At 74.6% G+C, this 15,331-nt stretch carries 9 protein-coding genes; 5 read left to right on the top strand and 4 right to left on the bottom strand.

Annotated elements, in window-relative coordinates; translation table 11 throughout:
- Positions 1-13 precede the first annotated feature (13 nt).
- The 5 genes from QRN89_RS03755 to QRN89_RS03735 all read left to right on the top strand — a co-directional run bounded on the left by QRN89_RS03755 (position 14) and on the right by QRN89_RS03735 (position 11,435).
- Positions 14-4,111 (top strand): non-ribosomal peptide synthetase, encoded by a 4,098-nt coding sequence (locus QRN89_RS03755; RefSeq protein ID WP_290347912.1) that lies wholly within the window; start codon positions 14-16, stop codon positions 4,109-4,111.
- Positions 4,104-7,460 carry a non-ribosomal peptide synthetase gene (locus tag QRN89_RS03750; protein WP_290347910.1) on the top strand — a complete coding sequence of 1,119 codons (3,357 nt, stop codon included), beginning with the start codon at positions 4,104-4,106 and terminating at the stop codon, positions 7,458-7,460. Before QRN89_RS03755 ends, QRN89_RS03750 begins: the two co-directional genes overlap by 8 nt.
- On the top strand, positions 7,457-8,863 hold the full coding sequence (locus tag QRN89_RS03745; RefSeq protein WP_290347909.1) for a condensation domain-containing protein: 1,407 nt from the start codon (positions 7,457-7,459) through the stop codon (positions 8,861-8,863). The genes QRN89_RS03750 and QRN89_RS03745 overlap by 4 nt, the downstream gene beginning before the upstream one ends.
- A gap of 251 nt (positions 8,864-9,114) precedes the next feature.
- Positions 9,115-10,305, top strand: coding sequence for an acyl-CoA dehydrogenase family protein (locus QRN89_RS03740; RefSeq protein WP_290347908.1), 1,191 nt, complete (start codon positions 9,115-9,117; stop codon positions 10,303-10,305).
- Positions 10,302-11,435 (top strand): acyl-CoA dehydrogenase family protein, encoded by a 1,134-nt coding sequence (locus QRN89_RS03735; RefSeq protein WP_290347907.1) that lies wholly within the window; start codon positions 10,302-10,304, stop codon positions 11,433-11,435. Before QRN89_RS03740 ends, QRN89_RS03735 begins: the two co-directional genes overlap by 4 nt.
- 115 nt (positions 11,436-11,550) lie before the next feature.
- Here QRN89_RS03735 and QRN89_RS03730 read toward each other — a convergent pair whose 3' ends face one another.
- The 4 genes from QRN89_RS03730 to glyA are packed head-to-tail and all read right to left on the bottom strand — an operon-like array spanning position 11,551 to position 15,306.
- A complete protein-coding gene (locus tag QRN89_RS03730; protein ID WP_290347906.1) occupies positions 11,551-12,132 on the bottom strand; it encodes a GNAT family N-acetyltransferase in 582 nt (193 codons plus the stop codon).
- A complete protein-coding gene (locus tag QRN89_RS03725; protein ID WP_290347905.1) occupies positions 12,132-13,223 on the bottom strand; it encodes a threonine aldolase family protein in 1,092 nt (363 codons plus the stop codon). Before QRN89_RS03725 ends, QRN89_RS03730 begins: the two co-directional genes overlap by 1 nt.
- Entirely contained in the window at positions 13,220-13,906 is a 687-nt protein-coding gene (locus QRN89_RS03720) for a DUF2461 domain-containing protein (protein ID WP_290347904.1), read from the bottom strand. The genes QRN89_RS03725 and QRN89_RS03720 overlap by 4 nt, the downstream gene beginning before the upstream one ends.
- The gene (gene glyA / locus QRN89_RS03715) at positions 13,903-15,306 is read right to left on the bottom strand and encodes a serine hydroxymethyltransferase (RefSeq protein ID WP_290347903.1); all 1,404 of its coding nucleotides are present in this window, start codon (positions 15,304-15,306) and stop codon (positions 13,903-13,905) included. The genes QRN89_RS03720 and glyA overlap by 4 nt, the downstream gene beginning before the upstream one ends.
- Positions 15,307-15,331 lie beyond the last annotated feature (25 nt).

The raw sequence follows: 15,331 nt of genomic DNA, 5'->3' as shown, positions 1-15,331 counted from the left end.
ACGGAGGCACAAGGTGAGCGAGTCCCTCGCCGAACGCATAGCCGCACTGCCGAAGTCCCGCCGGGCACTGTTCCAGGCCCTCGCGGGCCGCAACGGGGGACGTGCCGCCGTACGGGAGGACCCGGAGCCCGCGCCGCGGGACCCCGCCGAGCCGCCGGTGCTCTCCTTCGCCCAGCGCCGGCTGTGGTTCGTCGACCAGCTCCAGCCCGGCAGCCCGGCCTACAACGTGCCGGTCGCCACCCGCATCCGCGGCCCCCTCGACGTCCCCGCCCTCCACGGGGCGCTGCAGGACCTCGTGGACCGTCACGAGATCCTGCGCACCGTCCACGAGGACGTCCCGGGCGCGGCCGAGGCAGTGCCCCGGGTGCTGCAGGGGCACCGGCTGCCGCTGCCGGTGACCGAACTCCCCGACGAGGACGCGGTGCGCGCCTTCTACGACGCGGACGCCTCCGCGCCCTTCGACCTGGCGGGGGACATCCCGCTGCGCGCCTCGCTCGCCCGGATCGCCGCCGACGACCACGTCCTCGTCCTCAACCTGCACCACATCGTCACCGACGGCTGGTCCATGCGGCTGCTGACCACCGAACTGGAGTGCGCCTACGCGGCGCGGACCGGAGCGGACGCCCCACCACTGCCCCCGCTCGCCCTCCAGTACGCGGACTTCGCCGCCTGGCAGCGCCGCCGCATCAGCGGCGACCGGCTGGAACGACTCACCGGCTTCTGGCGCGAGGAACTCGCCGGCGCGAGCCCCGTGGACCTGCCCACCGACCGGCCCCGGCCGGCCGTGTTCGGCCACTCCGGAGCGTCCCGCTACATCGAGCTGCCGCCGCGGCTCATCGCCCGGCTGAGGGACTTCGGCAAGTCCGAGGGCGCCACCCTCTACATGACGCTGCTGGCCGGGTTCGCCGCCACCCTGCGCCGCTGGACCGGCCAGGACGACATCGTCGTCGGCACGTCCGTGTCCGGCCGCGACCATCCCGCTTTCAGCGACCTCGTCGGCTTCTTCGTCAACACCCTGCCGCTGCGCATCGGCGCGCCCGGAGACCTCTCGTTCGCCGGACTCGTCCGCGCCACCCGGCAGACCACCCTGCAGGCCTACGCCCACCAGGAACTGCCCTTCGACCTGATCGTGGACACGGCCGGACTGCCGCGCGACCCCAGCCGGCCGCCGCTCACCTCCGTGATGTTCCTGCTCGACGAGACCCCCGACACCGCGCCCGCGCTCGCCGGACTCACCACCGAGCCCCTCGACTTCGCCTCCCGCGCCACCAAGTACGACCTGATGATCAGCGTCCACGACACCGGCAGCACCGTCCGCGCCCTGGTGGAGTACCCCACCGACCTCTTCGACGCCGCCACCGTCGACCGGCTCCTCGGCCACTTCCTCACCACCCTCGAAGGAGCCGTCGACCGCCCGGGGACGCCGCTCCGCGACCTCCCGCTGCTGACCGAGGCCGAGCGCCGCGCCGCGCTCGACGACTGGAACGCCACCCGGGCCCCGTTCCCCCAGGACGCGTGCCTCCACCAGCTGTTCGAGGAGCACGCCGACCGCCGGCCGGACGCCGCGGCGGTCGTCTGCGGCGGCCTGGGCGGCTGGACGGTCAGCTACCGGGAGCTCGAGGAGCGCGCGAACCGGCTCGCCCACCGGCTCACCGAGGCGGGCGCGGGCCCCGACCGGACCGTCGCCCTGTGCCTGCGCCGCGGTCCCGGACTGATCACCGCGATCCTCGCCGTCCTCAAGGCCGGGGCGGCCTACGTGCCGCTCGACCCCGAGTACCCGCAGGAGCGCCTGCGCCTGCTGATCGAGGACGCGGCACCGCCGATCGTGGTCTCCGACGCGGAGCTCGTGGGCCGGCTGCCGCTCGGCCCCGGCACCGCCCGGGTCCTCCTGGACGCCGACCGGCGGCTGCTGGAGACGCTGCCCGCGACCCGGCCCGCCGTCCCCGTCACCTCCCGCGACCTCGCGTACGTCATCTTCACCTCGGGCTCCACCGGCACGCCCAAGGGCATCGCCCTGGAACACCGCGGAGTGGTCAACAACCTGCTCGACCTCAACCGGTCCTACGGCATCGGCCCCGGCGACGCCGTCCTCGCCCTCTCCTCGCCCAGCTTCGACATGAGCGTGTACGAGACGCTCGGCATGCTCGCGGCCGGCGGCACGGTCGTCCTGCCGGATCCCGCGGCCGCCAAGGACCCGGCCCACTGGGCCGAGCTGATCGAGCGCCACGGCGTGACCGTGTGGAACTCCGCGCCCGCGCTGCTCGGGCTGCTCCTCGACCAGCTGGAGCACGCTTCCGGACCTGCGCTGCCCGGCCTGCGGGCCGCCTTCCTCGGCGGCGACTGGATCCCCGTCACCCAGCCCGACCGGATCCGGGCCTTCGCCCCCGGGCTGCGGTTCGCCGCGCTCGGCGGGGCGACCGAGGCGTCCATCCACTCCGTCGAGCACCGGGTGGGCCGCGTCGAGCCGGGCTGGACGAAACTGCCGTACGGCCGGCCGATGGCCAACCAGCGCACGTACATCCTCGACCCCGAGGACCGGCTCGTGCCGGTCGGCGTGCCCGGCGAACTCCACCTCGGCGGGACCGGGCTGGCCCGCGGCTACCTCAACCGGCCGGAGCTGACCGCGGAGAAGTTCGTCCACGTCGAGCTCGAACCGGGGCGCACCGAACGGCTGTACCGGACCGGGGACCTCGCCCGCTATCTGCCCGACGGCACCGTCGAACTGCTCGGCCGCACCGACTTCCGCATCAAGCTCAACGGGCTGCGCATCGAACCCGGCGAGGTGGAGGGCGCCCTGCGCGACCTGCCCGGCGTCCGTGAGGCCGTCGTCGTCGCCCGGCAGGAGGCGGACTCGGCACGCCTCGTGGGCCACATCGTGCCGGAGGACGGCGCGGTCCCGGACACCGCCGCCCTGCGCACCGCCCTCGGCACGGTGCTGCCCCCGCACTGCGTGCCCGCCGAACTCGTCGTCCTGGAGCGGCTGCCGCTCAGTCCCAACGGCAAGGTCGACCGCAAGGCCCTGCCCGATCCGCGGGCCGTCGCCGCTCCCTCGGCCGGATCCCCCGCCGCGACGGCGGCCCCGGCCCGGGGGACACCCGCGGCCCGCCGGATCGCCGCCGTCTGGGCCGACGTCCTCGGACTCGCCGACATCGGCGCCGACGACGACTTCTTCGCCCTCGGCGGCGACTCGTTCGCCGCCGTACGCGCGGTCCGCGCCGTCGCCGAGGCCCTGCCGGAGGCGCACGAACTGCGCGTGGTCGACCTGTTCAGCAACCCGACCCCGGCCGGCCTGGCCGCCCGCGCCGCCGAACTGGGCGGCGGCAGCGGCGACGGGACGGGACCCCACCGGCTGCTGCACCGGCTGTCCACCCGGGCCGAGGGCGACCGTGCCGCCGCCCTGACCCTGGTGTGCTTCCCCCACGGCGGCGGCGACGCCATCGCCTACCAGCCGCTGGCCGCCGAACTGCCCCCGCACATCGAGCTGCTGGCCGTGTCCCCGCCCGGACACGACCCCCTCGCCCCGGGCCCCATGCTCCCGGTCTCCGAGTTCGCCGAACTCGCCGCCCGCGAGATCGCCCGCACCGTCACCGGCCCGTTCGCGGTCTACGGCCACTGCGCCGGCGTCGTCGCCGCCCTGGAGACCACACGGGTGCTGGAACGCGACGGGCTGCGGCCCGTGGCGCTCCACCTGGCCGCCGCACTCCCGGAGGACGACCCCGACTTCGCCCTGGAGATGGAACGCACTTCCAGCGACGACGACCTCGTCACCTACCTCACCGCCATGGACGGCTTCGACGGCGTCCTCGACGACAGCGACCTGACCGCCGTCATGCGGATGGTCCGGCACGACATGACCGAGGCCGCCCGGTTCTTCGCCCGCACGCCCCAGGGCTACGAACGGCCGCTCGCCACCCCGCTCACCTGCGTCGTCGGGGACGCGGACGACGCCACCCAGGGATACGAGCAGGGCCATCGCGCGTGGGGCCGGTACGCCCGTGACCTGCGGCTCGCCGTGATCCCCGGCGGCCGCCACTACTTCGCCAAGCATCTGCCCGACCGGCTCGCCGCGCTGCTGGCCGATCTGCACCGCAACGGAGGAACCCATGTCTGACCTCGCCGAACGGCTCGGCCGGCTGCCCCAGGGGCAGCGCTCCCGGCTGCTGGGCCGGATGCGCAACCAGATGACCGCCGGCGTCGGCCACCGCGTCGAACTCAAGCGTGCCGACCACGGACCGCGCTCCCGCGCCTCCTTCCAGCAGGAGCAGATGTGGTTCGTCGATCGGCTGGGCGCGGGCAAGGCGCGCAACAACATAGCCCTCGCCGTCCGGCTGGACGGCCCGCTCGACCGGGCCGCGCTGCACGAGGCGGTCAACGCCGTCGTCGCAAGCCACCAGGTCCTGCACAGCAGGCTCGTCGAGGTCGACGGGGTGCCCTGGCAGGAGCCCGTGCCCGCCTTCGTCCTCGGCGTCCAGACCAGCGACCTCAGCGCGAGCGGGGAGCAGGACCGGGAGCTCGCGGAACTCACCGCCTCCTGCGCGTCGGCTCCCTTCGACCTGGCCGCCGCCCCTCCCGTACGGGCCCACCTGGTGCGGCTCGCCAACGAGCGGCACGTCCTGCTGTGGGTCGTCCACCACGTCGTCTGGGACCCGGGTTCCACCCGCATCTTCACCGAGGAGCTCACCTCCTGCTACGCCCAGGCGGCCCGGGGCCGGCGCCCGGAGCCGGCCGCCCCGCCCGTCGAGTACGCCGACTTCGCCGCCTGGCAGCGCGCCAAGCTCGACAACGCCGAGCACCGCAGGGCGCTCGCCGACAAGTGGCGGCAACTGCTCGCCGGGGCCGAGGCCACCGAGGTCATGCCCGACCATCCGCGCAGCCCCGAGACCCGCGGCGACGGCCGCGGACTGAGCCTGCGGCTGGAACAGGACCTGCTGGACCGCCTCAAGGCGGTGGCCGAGAGTTCCGACACCACCGTCTTCACCACCCTGCTCGCCGCCTTCAACGCCCTGCTGCGGCACTGGACCCACACCGAGGACGTCGTCGTCGGCACGGCCAGCGCCTCCCGCCCGCACCCCGACCTGGAACGGGTCATCGGCTGCTTCGTCCAGATGATCACCCTGCGCACGGAGGTCGGGGACGGCCTCACCTTCCGCGAGCTCGTCGCGCGCACGGCAGGCACCGTCATGGACGCCTTCACCAACAGCGAGCTCCCCTTCGAGCAGGTCGTCGACGCCGTACGGCCGGCCCGCGACCCGCTGCGGCACCCCCTGTTCCAGATCGAGTTCACCTCCCTCGGCCACTGGGGCGCCCACTCCGCCCGTTCCGCCGACGTGGAGTTCGCCGTCGAGCAACTGCACGACGGTGCCGCCAAGTTCGACATGAGCTTCCTCGTCGGGGAGAACGACGGGCTGGAGCTGTCCCTGGAGTACAACACCTCGCTCTACCGGCACGGCACCGCCTCCGCGCTGCTCACCGCCTTCCGCCGGGTCATCGAGCAGGTCGCCGCCGACCCCGACCTGCCCGTCGGCGAGATCAGCCTCGTCGAGGAGCCCGCCGCGTCCCGGCACGCCCGCGAGCTGTCCCGCGGCGGACCGGTCGACGAGGCCGCCTGGACCACCACGCTCGACCGCGCCTTCCGCGAGCGCGCCACCATCCAGCCCGACGCCGTCGCCGTCCGGCACGGCGCCACCACACTGGACTACGCGGCCCTGGACCGCTGGTCCGAGGCCATCGCCCACCGGCTGCGCGACCGGGGCGTGCGGCACGGCGACCCGGTCGCCGTCTGCCTCGGGCGCGGCCCGGCGGCCGTCGCGGCACTGCTGGGCACCCTCAAGGCCGGTGCCCACTACATCCCCGTCGACCCGGCCGCCCCTGCCGAGCGCACCAGGACCGTGCTGGCCGACGCCGGCGTCCGGCACGCCCTCGTCGACGACACGGCCGACCTGCCCGTCCCGCTGGAGCTCGTCACGGCCGGCACCACGGCCCCGGTGCGCGAAGTGCCCTCCCTGGCACCGACGTCGACGCCCGCCGACCTCGCCTACGTGCTCTACACCTCCGGCAGCAGCGGCACCCCGAAGGGCGTCATGATCGAGCACCGCTCGGTCACCCACTTCTCCCGCACCATCGCCCGGGCGTACGAGATCGGCACCGGCGACCGCGTCCTGCACTTCGCCCCGCTCACCTTCGACGTCTCCGTCTTCGAGGTCTTCACCACCCTGCTGGCCGGCGGGGAACTCGTCATCGCCACCGACGAGGAGCGCCGCGACCCGGCCCTCCTCGAGGCCCGGATGCGCGACGACGCCGTGACCGTGGCCGAGCTGCCGCCCGCCCTGCTGCCCCTGCTCGACCAGTCCCGCCTGCCCGCCCTGCGGTTGGTGTCCGTCGGCGGCGAGGCGTTCCCGGGCAAGCTGGTCGCCGAATGGACGGCGGGGGAGCGACGCTTCGTCAACGGCTACGGCCCGACCGAGGCCACCGTCGCCGTCACCCTCATGGACTGCACCGGCAGCTACGACCGCAATCCGCCGATCGGCCGCCCGATGCCCGGCCACCAGGCGTTCGTCCTCGACGAGCGGCTGCGTCCCGTGCCGCCCGGCGTTCCGGCCGAACTGTGCGTCGCCGGCCCCGGCGTCGCCCGCGGCTACCTCGGGCGGCCCGAACTGACGGCGGAACGGTTCGTCACCAACCCCTGGGCCGACGGTCCCGAGACCGAGCGGCTCTACCGCACCGGTGACCTCGTGCGCTGGCTCCCCGGGGGGAACCTGGAGTTCCTCGGCCGCACCGACCGGCAGCTCAAGCTGCGCGGCCACCGCATCGAGCCGGGTGAGGTCGAGGCCGTGCTCCTCGGCCACCCCTCCGTGCAGCAGGCCGTCGCCGTCGCCCGGCCCGGCGCCGGGGGCGAGCCGGTCCTCGCCGCCTACGTCACGGTCGAACAGGCCGGCGGGTACGCCTCCGAGGTCGCCGACGCCGAGGGGCTGCGCGCCTACGCCGCCTCCCGGCTGCCCGGCTACATGGTGCCGGTGGTCGTCGTGCTGGACGAGCTGCCCCTCACCCCGCACGGCAAGGCCGACGTCGCGGCGCTGCCGCTGCCCGTGGACCAGGCAGCCGGCGGCACCGCCCCGCGCGACGACGTCGAGGAGCAGATCTGCCGCGACATCCTCACCCCGCTGCTGGAGTGGACGAGCCCGGACGTGGAGGGCGACTTCTTCGCCCTCGGCGGCAGCTCGCTCCAGGCGACCATCGTCGTCTCACGGGTCCGCGCCGTCTTCGGCATCGACATCGCGCTGGCCGACTTCTTCAGCCGCCCGACCGTCGCCGGACTCGCCGACCTCGTCCGCACCGCCCGGGCCGAGGCGGCCGGCGAACAGGACCGGCTGCTGGCGGTCTTCGACCAGATCGAGAACATGAGCGACGAGGAAGCGGCCGCGCTGCTCGACTCGCTGCAGAAGCCGGACGGCGGGCGATGACCGCCGGCACCGGGGTCGACCGGGCCCTCGCCGCCCTGCCGGAGGCCAAGCGGGAGCTCGCCCGGATGCTGCTCGCCGCCCGGACCCCCGTCCCCGCCCGACCCGCCCCGCGCTCCGGCGCGGGGCCGGTCCCGGCCACCGCACTCCAGGCGCGGCTCCTGCGCCGCGAACGTCTGGGCACCGCGGGCGGCAGCGGCACCGGCTCGCACGCCGTGCGGCTCACCGGACGACTCGACACGGGGCGGCTGCGTGGGGCGCTCACCGGCGTACTGGCCCGCCACGAGGCCCTGCGCTGCCGGATCACGGAGCCCGAGGACGGCGGCCGACCGCTGCTGACGGTGGCCGAGGAGCCGTGCCTGCGGCTGACCCGCACGGACCTGACGCACCGCACGCCCGCGGCGCGGCGGGACGCCGTACGTGCCCAGCTCGCCGAGAGCGCCGCGACACCGCTGTCCCTGGAGAGCGGCCGCACCAGCGCCTTCCGGCTGCTCACGCTCGGCCCGGACGACCACGTCCTCGTCCTCGCGTCGCACCTGGGCGTGTTCGACGGCTGGTCGTCGGGGGTGTTCCTGAACGACCTCGCCACCGGCTACCGGGAGGGCCCCGAGAGCCTCGCCCCGCCGGAGCTGCAGCTCCCCGATCACGCCGACTGGCAGCGGCGCTGGCTCGCCTCCCCGGACGGCGCCGCCGAACTGGCCGAGCGGCGCCGTGCGTTCGCCGGGATCCCGCCGGCGCCGCGGGCACCCGCCGGCTTCGAGCGGGGCCACGTCCCGGTACGCATCGACCGCGGGCCGGGCAGCCCGCTCGAAGCCGGGCTGGCCCTCGGCGCCGCGGAGGGTGCCACCCCCTTCATGACGCTCGTCGCGGCCCTGGCGGTCGTCCTGGCCCGCCGGGACGGCACCACCGAGGCCGTCGTTGGCACTCCGGCCGCCGGCCGCTTCGCCGGACCTCTCGAAGGGGCCGTCGGACAGTTCACCACCGTCGTGCCGGTCAGGATCGACCTGTCCGGCCGCCCCTCCTTCGTGGAGCTGCTGCACCGCACCCGCAGGGCGGTCGCCGACGGGCTGAGCCACCAACGGCTCCCCGCGGACGAGCTCTTCACCGGCGGGACCCAGCCGTACAGCGTCCTGTTCGCCCTCCACAACTACCCCGCCGTCCCCCTCGGCCTGCCCGGCATCGAGGTGGGCCAGCTTCCCGGACCGCCCGCCCACCACCTGGAGCTGTACAGCACCGACCCCGCCGCCACCCTGGCCTGCGTCGGCCTGGTCGAACGCGACGGCGAGATCGGCGGAACGGCCGAGTTCAACCGCAGGGCCGCCGGTCCCGAGGACGTGACCGCGCTGCTCGGCGGAGTCGAGGACGTCCTCGCCCGTGCCGCCGCGTCCCCCGGGACCACCCTCTGACGACGGGCCCCGAGCGGTCTCGGGGAGATCGTGGCGGCGTCGCGTGCCGACGACTCTCGCCCGGCGGCGCCGTCCTCGTCGCGCGCAGCGCCTCCCCACAGCCCTCCGGGCGGGGGAGGGGCCCCAGCGCTCTCTCCTCGGCCCCGAGGGGCCCGGGGGGACCCCACCGCCGCCTCGCAGGGCTCGGCCCTCGACCCGCTCATCGACCCGCCCCGACCTCTCCAAGACCGCTCAGCCCCTGGGAGTAACCGTTGCTCACCACCGAGTTCTACCGGGCACCCGCCGACTGCGGCCTCGTCCGCTCCGGTGAGGGTGCGCCCCGCACGCCCATGCGAGCCCTCCGCGAGGAGATCCATGACGTCCTGGTGTCCGCGCCCGTCGCCGCCGCCCGGCGCAGCAGGGACCCGCGTCCCGTGCACCGGGCCCTCGGCGACGCGGGACTGCTCGCCCCGCAGTGGCCCGAGGAGTACGGCGGCCGCGGAGTCAGCCAGGTCGCCGCCGCCGTGCTCGTCGAGGAACTGGCGATGCACGACGTGCCCGACCTGCTGCACACCCTGACCGTCCAGATCGTCGGATCAACCCTCCTCAACGTCGCGAGCGACGCCATGAAAGCCCGTCACCTGCCGGGCTTCGCCGCCGGCACCGCCTTCGGCTGCGTGCTCTTCAGCGAACCGCAGGCAGGCTCCGACCTGAACATCCTGTCCACCCGTGCCGTTGCCGACGGCAACGGCGGCTACAAGCTCTACGGCACCAAGGTCCACTCGCTGTTCGCCGGCCTCGCCGACTACGGACTGTGCCTCGCGCGCGCCGAGAACGACGCCTTCACCCTCTTCCTGGTGCCCCTGGCCCAGCAGGGCGTGACGATCACCGCCGTCCCCGGCATCGGGGACGACGCCTTCCACGAGGTCACCCTGGACGGAGTGGCCGTCGCCGCCGGCGACGTGGTCGGCGAGCCCGGCCAGGGCTGGGCGATCGTCGTCAAGACGCTCGCCTTCGAACGCACCGGACTCGACTACTACGTCAAGGCGCTGCGTTGGTACCGCGCCGCCGTGGAGCGGCTCGAAGCCCACACCGACCGGCTCCAGTCGGGCCAGCACGACCAGATCGGCCTCGCCAAGCTCAACGCCCGCCTCCTGGCCGCGGGCACGCTCGTACGGCGCGTGCTGACCCGGCTGGACCGCGGCGAGCTCAACGAGGACGAGGCGGCGGCGGCCAAGTGGTACACCACCGAACTCGCCGCGGAGGTCGCCTGGTGGGCCGCCGAACTGGACGGCGACCACAGCATGACCCTCGACGACCCCGGTACCGACGGGGTGGCACATCCATTGGACTCGGCGCTGCGGGAAGCCCCCGGGATGCGGATATCGGGCGGCACCGCCGAGATGATGCTCGAGACGCTGGCCCGGCTGCGTCTCGACTCAGGGGCGGAGGTACGGCCTTGACAAGCGCAGCACAACGGACGGCGGACGGCAGGCCACCGGTGGAGCGGTGGCGGGAGCGCGAGGACGAGGACTCCCTCTTCCGGCAGCTCCGGCTCACCGTCCGTCAGGGCCTGGAGATCGACGCCTCCACTCCCGTCAGCGCGTGGGAGGCCCTGACGGGCGTGGGCGCCTGGGAGTTCGCCCTGCCCATCGGCATGGACGGCCTCGACCTCGGTCAGGCCGTCATCGCCATGGTCTGCGAGGAGGGCGGCAACGCGATGCAGTCCGTTCCGCTCACAGACACGTTCCTCGCGCTGGACCTGCTGTCCGGACTCGGCCCGCTCGCCCCGGAGGGCCTCGACGGCCTGCTCGACCGGGTACGGGACGGTTCGCACCCCGTCGCCGTGCCGGGCCGGCTGCCCGACCCGCGCGGTGCCGTACCGCCCGGCGTCACCTGGAAGCCCGACGGTGACGACGGCGGGGTGGTGCTGACCGGCTCGGGAGGGCCCTTCGCCGCGGGTGTGGAGCCGGGCTCGCTGCTCGTCCTGGCCTCCGGGCCCGACGGGCCCTGCGTCGCCCTCGTGGACCTGCCGGCCCCCGGGGTCGAGCTGCGTGCGCTGCGCGACCACGGCGGCGGCGCGGTCTCCGGAGCCGTCCTCGACGGAGCCCGGATTCCCGCGGCGTCCGTGGTCCTGCGGGGGCTCGCGGCCGAACAGGCCCTGGCCCGGGCGGGTCTGCGAGCCGCGGTCCACCAGGCGTCGCTGCTCGCCGGCATCACCGCCGCCGCGCTGACGGCCGTCGTCTCCCGCATCAGGAGCCGCCGGCAGTTCGGCCAGGCACTGGTGAAGCACCAGGGGCCGCGGCTGAGGGTCGCCGGTCTGCTGGCCCGTCTCGACGCGGTGCGCTGGGCGGTCGGCGACGCCGCCAAGGACCTCGACGAGAACCGGCTCGTCCCCGGGGACGCCGCAGGGCTGATCGCCCTGACCGCGGAGACCGCGCTGGACGTCACCCGCGACGCGGTCCATCTGCACGGCGCCTCCGGGCTGGTCAGGGACGGCCTCGTGGCCGGGTGCTACCGGCGGGCCGCCTGGGAGGCGCTGCGCTGCGGACGCCCCACCCAGCTGTGGGACATCGCCGCGCACACCGCCTGAACCGGAGCGACGGAGAAGGGGCTCCCGCAGTGCGGGAGCCCCTTCTCCGGACCGTCCTGGCCGAACCGCTCCCTGCGCTCGGGTGCGCCGCGCGGCGGACCCGGCTCCGGGACGCTCAGTCCAGGTCGCGCCGCATCACCCAGCGGTAGCGCTTGTCGCTCTTGGCCTCGGTCCTGCGGACCCGGCGGAAGCCCGACCGCTCGAACATCTCCATCGTGCCGACGTACGCGAGCGTCGGGTTCACCCGTCCGCCCTCGGGGTCCACGGGGTAACCCTCCACCGCGGGTGCGCCGTTGGCCCGGGCGTGCTCCACCGCTCCCTCCAGCAGACCGGACGCGACGCCCTTGCCGCGGAACTCCTTGCGCACCACGAAGCACGTCACGGACCACACCGGCAGGTCGTCGACCGGGGTGATCGTCTTCGACGAGGTGAGCCGGTCCAGATGCTTGCGCGGTGCCACGTTGCACCAGCCGGCCACCTCCCCGTCGAGATAGCCGAGCACCCCGGGCGCCGGGTTGCCCGCCTCGACGAGGGAGCGCAGGTGCGCGCCCCGCTCGTCCGCGGTCATCCGTCCGTAGTCGCCGGTGGTCAGCCGCCAGGCCATGCACCAGCAGGTGTGCGCGCTCTTGCGCGGCTGCAGGACCGCACGCGCGTCGTCCCATCGTTCGGCGGTCGCCGGCAGAACTTCCCAACTCATCAGGCTTCTTCGCTCTCTTTCCATTGCTGCGCGTGTCCCGCGGCCGCGGGACCGCCCCTCGTCCGGCGACCCTCGCCCATGAGGGCCGCCAGGACCCCCGCGGCACGACGGCACGCCTGTCGTCCGACACCCAGATGTGTGACGAGCCGGACCACTCGTGGACCGGGCGCGGTCACCAGGACCCCGTCCCGGGCCGCACCGGCCACGACCTCCTCGGCGTCGGGGGTGTCGACGAGGACGACATTGGTCTCCTGCGGCCGCACGGCGCATCCGGCGTCCCGCAGCCCCGCGGCGAGCAGGGCCGCGTGGGCGTGGTCCTCGGCCATGCGCTCCAGGTGGTGGTCCAGCGCGTGCAGGCCGGCGGCCGCCAGGATCCCCGACTGCCGCATGCCGCCTCCCAGACCGTGCCGCAACGACCGTGCCCTGGGAAGGCGTTCGGCGGCCGTGAGGAGCACCGAACCGACCGGGGCGCCCAGGCCCTTCGACAGGCACACCGACAGAGTGTCGGCCACCGGGGCACCGTACTCCCGCAGCGGCGTGCCGGTCGCGGTGTGCGCGTTCCAGATCCGGGCCCCGTCGAGGTGCACGGAGATCCCGGCGCGCTCGGTCAGCCGCCGGATCGCGCGCAGGGTCTCCAGGGGGTACACGGTGCCGCCCGCGCGGGTGTGGGTCTGCTCGAGCGCCACCGCGCGGGTGCCGACGGTGTAGGCGTTGCCCGGTCGCAGGACGCTCTCCAGCGCCTCCACCCCGAGCAGGCCCCGCTCACCGGTGACGGTGCGCGTCTGGATCCCGCCGTACCGGGCGGGCGAGCCCTCCTCGTGGGCCAGGATGTGGGCGCCGGCGTCGCAGACGACCTCCTGGCCCGGGGCCACGAGCAGACGCAGGGCGATCTGATTGGCCATCACACCCGATGGGACGAACAGCGCGCCGCCGAAGCCGAACACGCCGGCCAGCCGGTCCTCCAGCGCACGGACGGTGGGGTCCTCCCCGAACAGATCGTCCCCGACCTCGGCGACGGCCATCGCACGGCGCATCGCGGGCGTCGGACGGGTCACGGTGTCGCTGCGCAGATCCACGGTCTCCACGGTCATGACGGTGTGTCAGCTCCTCGGTCGCCTCGCGGTCGCGGTGTCAGCCCGCGGGCCGCGGCCCAGTCCAGCAGCGGCCGCACCAGTTCCCAGGTCTCCCGGACGAAGGCGCCGGCGGCGGCCGACCCGAGAGCGGGTCCCGGCCCGAGCCGCCGTCCGGCGTCGATCTTGCGGTGCCGCAGCAGTTCCAGCCGGGGGTGGCCGGCCGGCACTCCCCGCGGGCGGGTCGCGAGCCGGTCACCGCCGATCGTGAAACCCAGGCCGGTCAGCCGGGCGGTGATCCCGGCCAGCTCCGCGCCGCCGTCCTCCTCCTCGACGGCGGCGCGGTAGCGGACGACCTCGGCGCCCCCGTACGGGTACCAGCGCCCGGAGGCGTACAGCCCCTCCCGGTCCAGGTGCACCCAGAAGCCCAGCGCGGGCAGCACGTCCAGGTACGCGCCCTGGTACGTCTTGTACGGGGACTTGTCGTGGGACATCCGGGTGTCCCGGACCGGGCCCAGCAGGCGCACCCCGCCCGCGTACTCGGCGAAGTGCGCCGACAGTTCGCCGGCCAGCTCCTCCATGGGTGCCCGGACGTCGCTCTCGTACACCGCGCGATGACGCAGGCGCCACGACTCCTTGGAGTTCCCGGCGGCGAGTTCCTCGTACAGGCGCGGTGCCGAGGGCGGGAAACCGCTGAACGTCACGACCCGTACCCCGGCAGCGGGTGGCGGGCGCACAGCGCGTCGACCCGGGCCCGCGCCGTCGCGCGCACCTCCGCCGGGAGCACTCCCGAGCCGGCCCGCAGCGCGTCGAGGACGTCCGCGACCAGGTCGGCGCACTCGGCGGCCGCGTTGCGGTCCATACCGCGTGCCGCCAGGGTGTTGCTGCCCAGCCGCAGCCCGGCGGTGGTCCGCACGGGGGTGGTGTCACCGGGCACCCGGTTGCGGTTGACGATGACGCCGCAGGACTCCAGGGCCTCCTCGGCGATGTCCCCGGTCAGGCCGGCCGGCCGCAGGTCGATGAGCACCATGTGGGTGTCCGTGCCACCGGTGACCAGGCGCATACCCCGCTCGGACAGCCGCTCGGCGATCGCCTGGGCGCCGTCCGCCAGCCGCTTGGCCAGCTCGGCGAACCCGGGCCCCGCCACGAAGCCCAGGGCCCGGGCCTTGGCCGCGACGGACGCGAGGTCCGGGGTGCCCTGCGTGAAAGGGAACACGGCGCGGCGCATGGTCGAGGCGAGGGTCCCGCGTTCGGGCCCGGAGCTGCGGGCGTCGCGGCCGAGCAGGATCAGCCCGCCGCGCGGTCCGTACAGCTGCTTGTAGGTGCTCGTGGTGGTGATGTGGGCGTGGTCGATGGGGCTGGGGTGCAGTCCGGCGGCGACGAGGCCCGCGATGTGCGAGATGTCGGCGAGCAGGTAGGCGTTCGTCTCGTCGGCGATCTCCCGGAACCGGGCGAAGTCGATGGTGCGCGGGTAGGCGCTCGCACCGCAGACGATCAGCTTGGGCCGGTGGGCCAGGGCCAGGTCGCGGATCCGGTCGTAGTCCAGCAGCCCTTCGGGGGTGAGCCGGTAACCCACCGCCCTGTAGTAGCGGCCGCTGACGGAGGCGGGCGATCCGTGGGTGAGATGACCCCCGCAGTCGAGGTCCAGGCCGAGCAGGGTGTCGCCGGGCGCGAGCAGGGCGGTGAGCACGGCCAGGTTCGCGGACGACCCCGAGTGCGGCTGGACGACGGCGTCCTGGGCCGAGAACGCCGCACGGGCCCGCTCGATCGCCAGCCGCTCGATCTCGTCGGCGACCGAGCAGCCGGCGTGGTAGCGCCCGCCCGGGTAGCCCTCGGCGGTGAGGTTTCCGAGCGTGCTTCCGCCGCAGGCCAGCACGGACGGGTCGGCGACGCTCGAGGCGGCGACCATCATCAGGGTGTTGTTCTGACGGGCCGCCTCCTCGTTCAGCAGGTCGTACAGGACGGCGTCGGTCCGGCGCAGCCGGGCGGCGGCGTGCCCGGCGAAGGTGATCATGTCGGGTGCTTCCGGCCGCGGCCCGGCGGCCGGTGGGACACGGTGGTCCTCGGCCGGGGCGCCCAGCGGCGCGGGCAGGGTGAAGGTCATGGCTGTCCCCTCGTGGAGTTCCTGT

The organism is Streptomyces sp. HUAS CB01, from assembly GCF_030406905.1.
GTDB classification, from domain to species: Bacteria; Actinomycetota; Actinomycetes; order Streptomycetales; family Streptomycetaceae; genus Streptomyces; species Streptomyces chengbuensis.
The sequence above is the reverse complement of the archived record's forward strand: the minus strand, read 5'-3'. Positions and strand labels throughout refer to the sequence as shown.

Coding starts and splice junctions, on each gene's coding strand:
- QRN89_RS03750 (WP_290347910.1), top strand. CDS start 4,104: ATGTCTGACCTCGCCGAACGGCTCGGCCGGCTGCCCCAGGGGCAGCGC.
- QRN89_RS03745 (WP_290347909.1), top strand. CDS start 7,457: ATGACCGCCGGCACCGGGGTCGACCGGGCCCTCGCCGCCCTGCCGGAG.
- QRN89_RS03730 (WP_290347906.1), bottom strand. CDS start 12,132: ATGAGTTGGGAAGTTCTGCCGGCGACCGCCGAACGATGGGACGACGCG.
- QRN89_RS03725 (WP_290347905.1), bottom strand. CDS start 13,223: ATGACCGTGGAGACCGTGGATCTGCGCAGCGACACCGTGACCCGTCCG.
- glyA (WP_290347903.1), bottom strand. CDS start 15,306: ATGACCTTCACCCTGCCCGCGCCGCTGGGCGCCCCGGCCGAGGACCAC.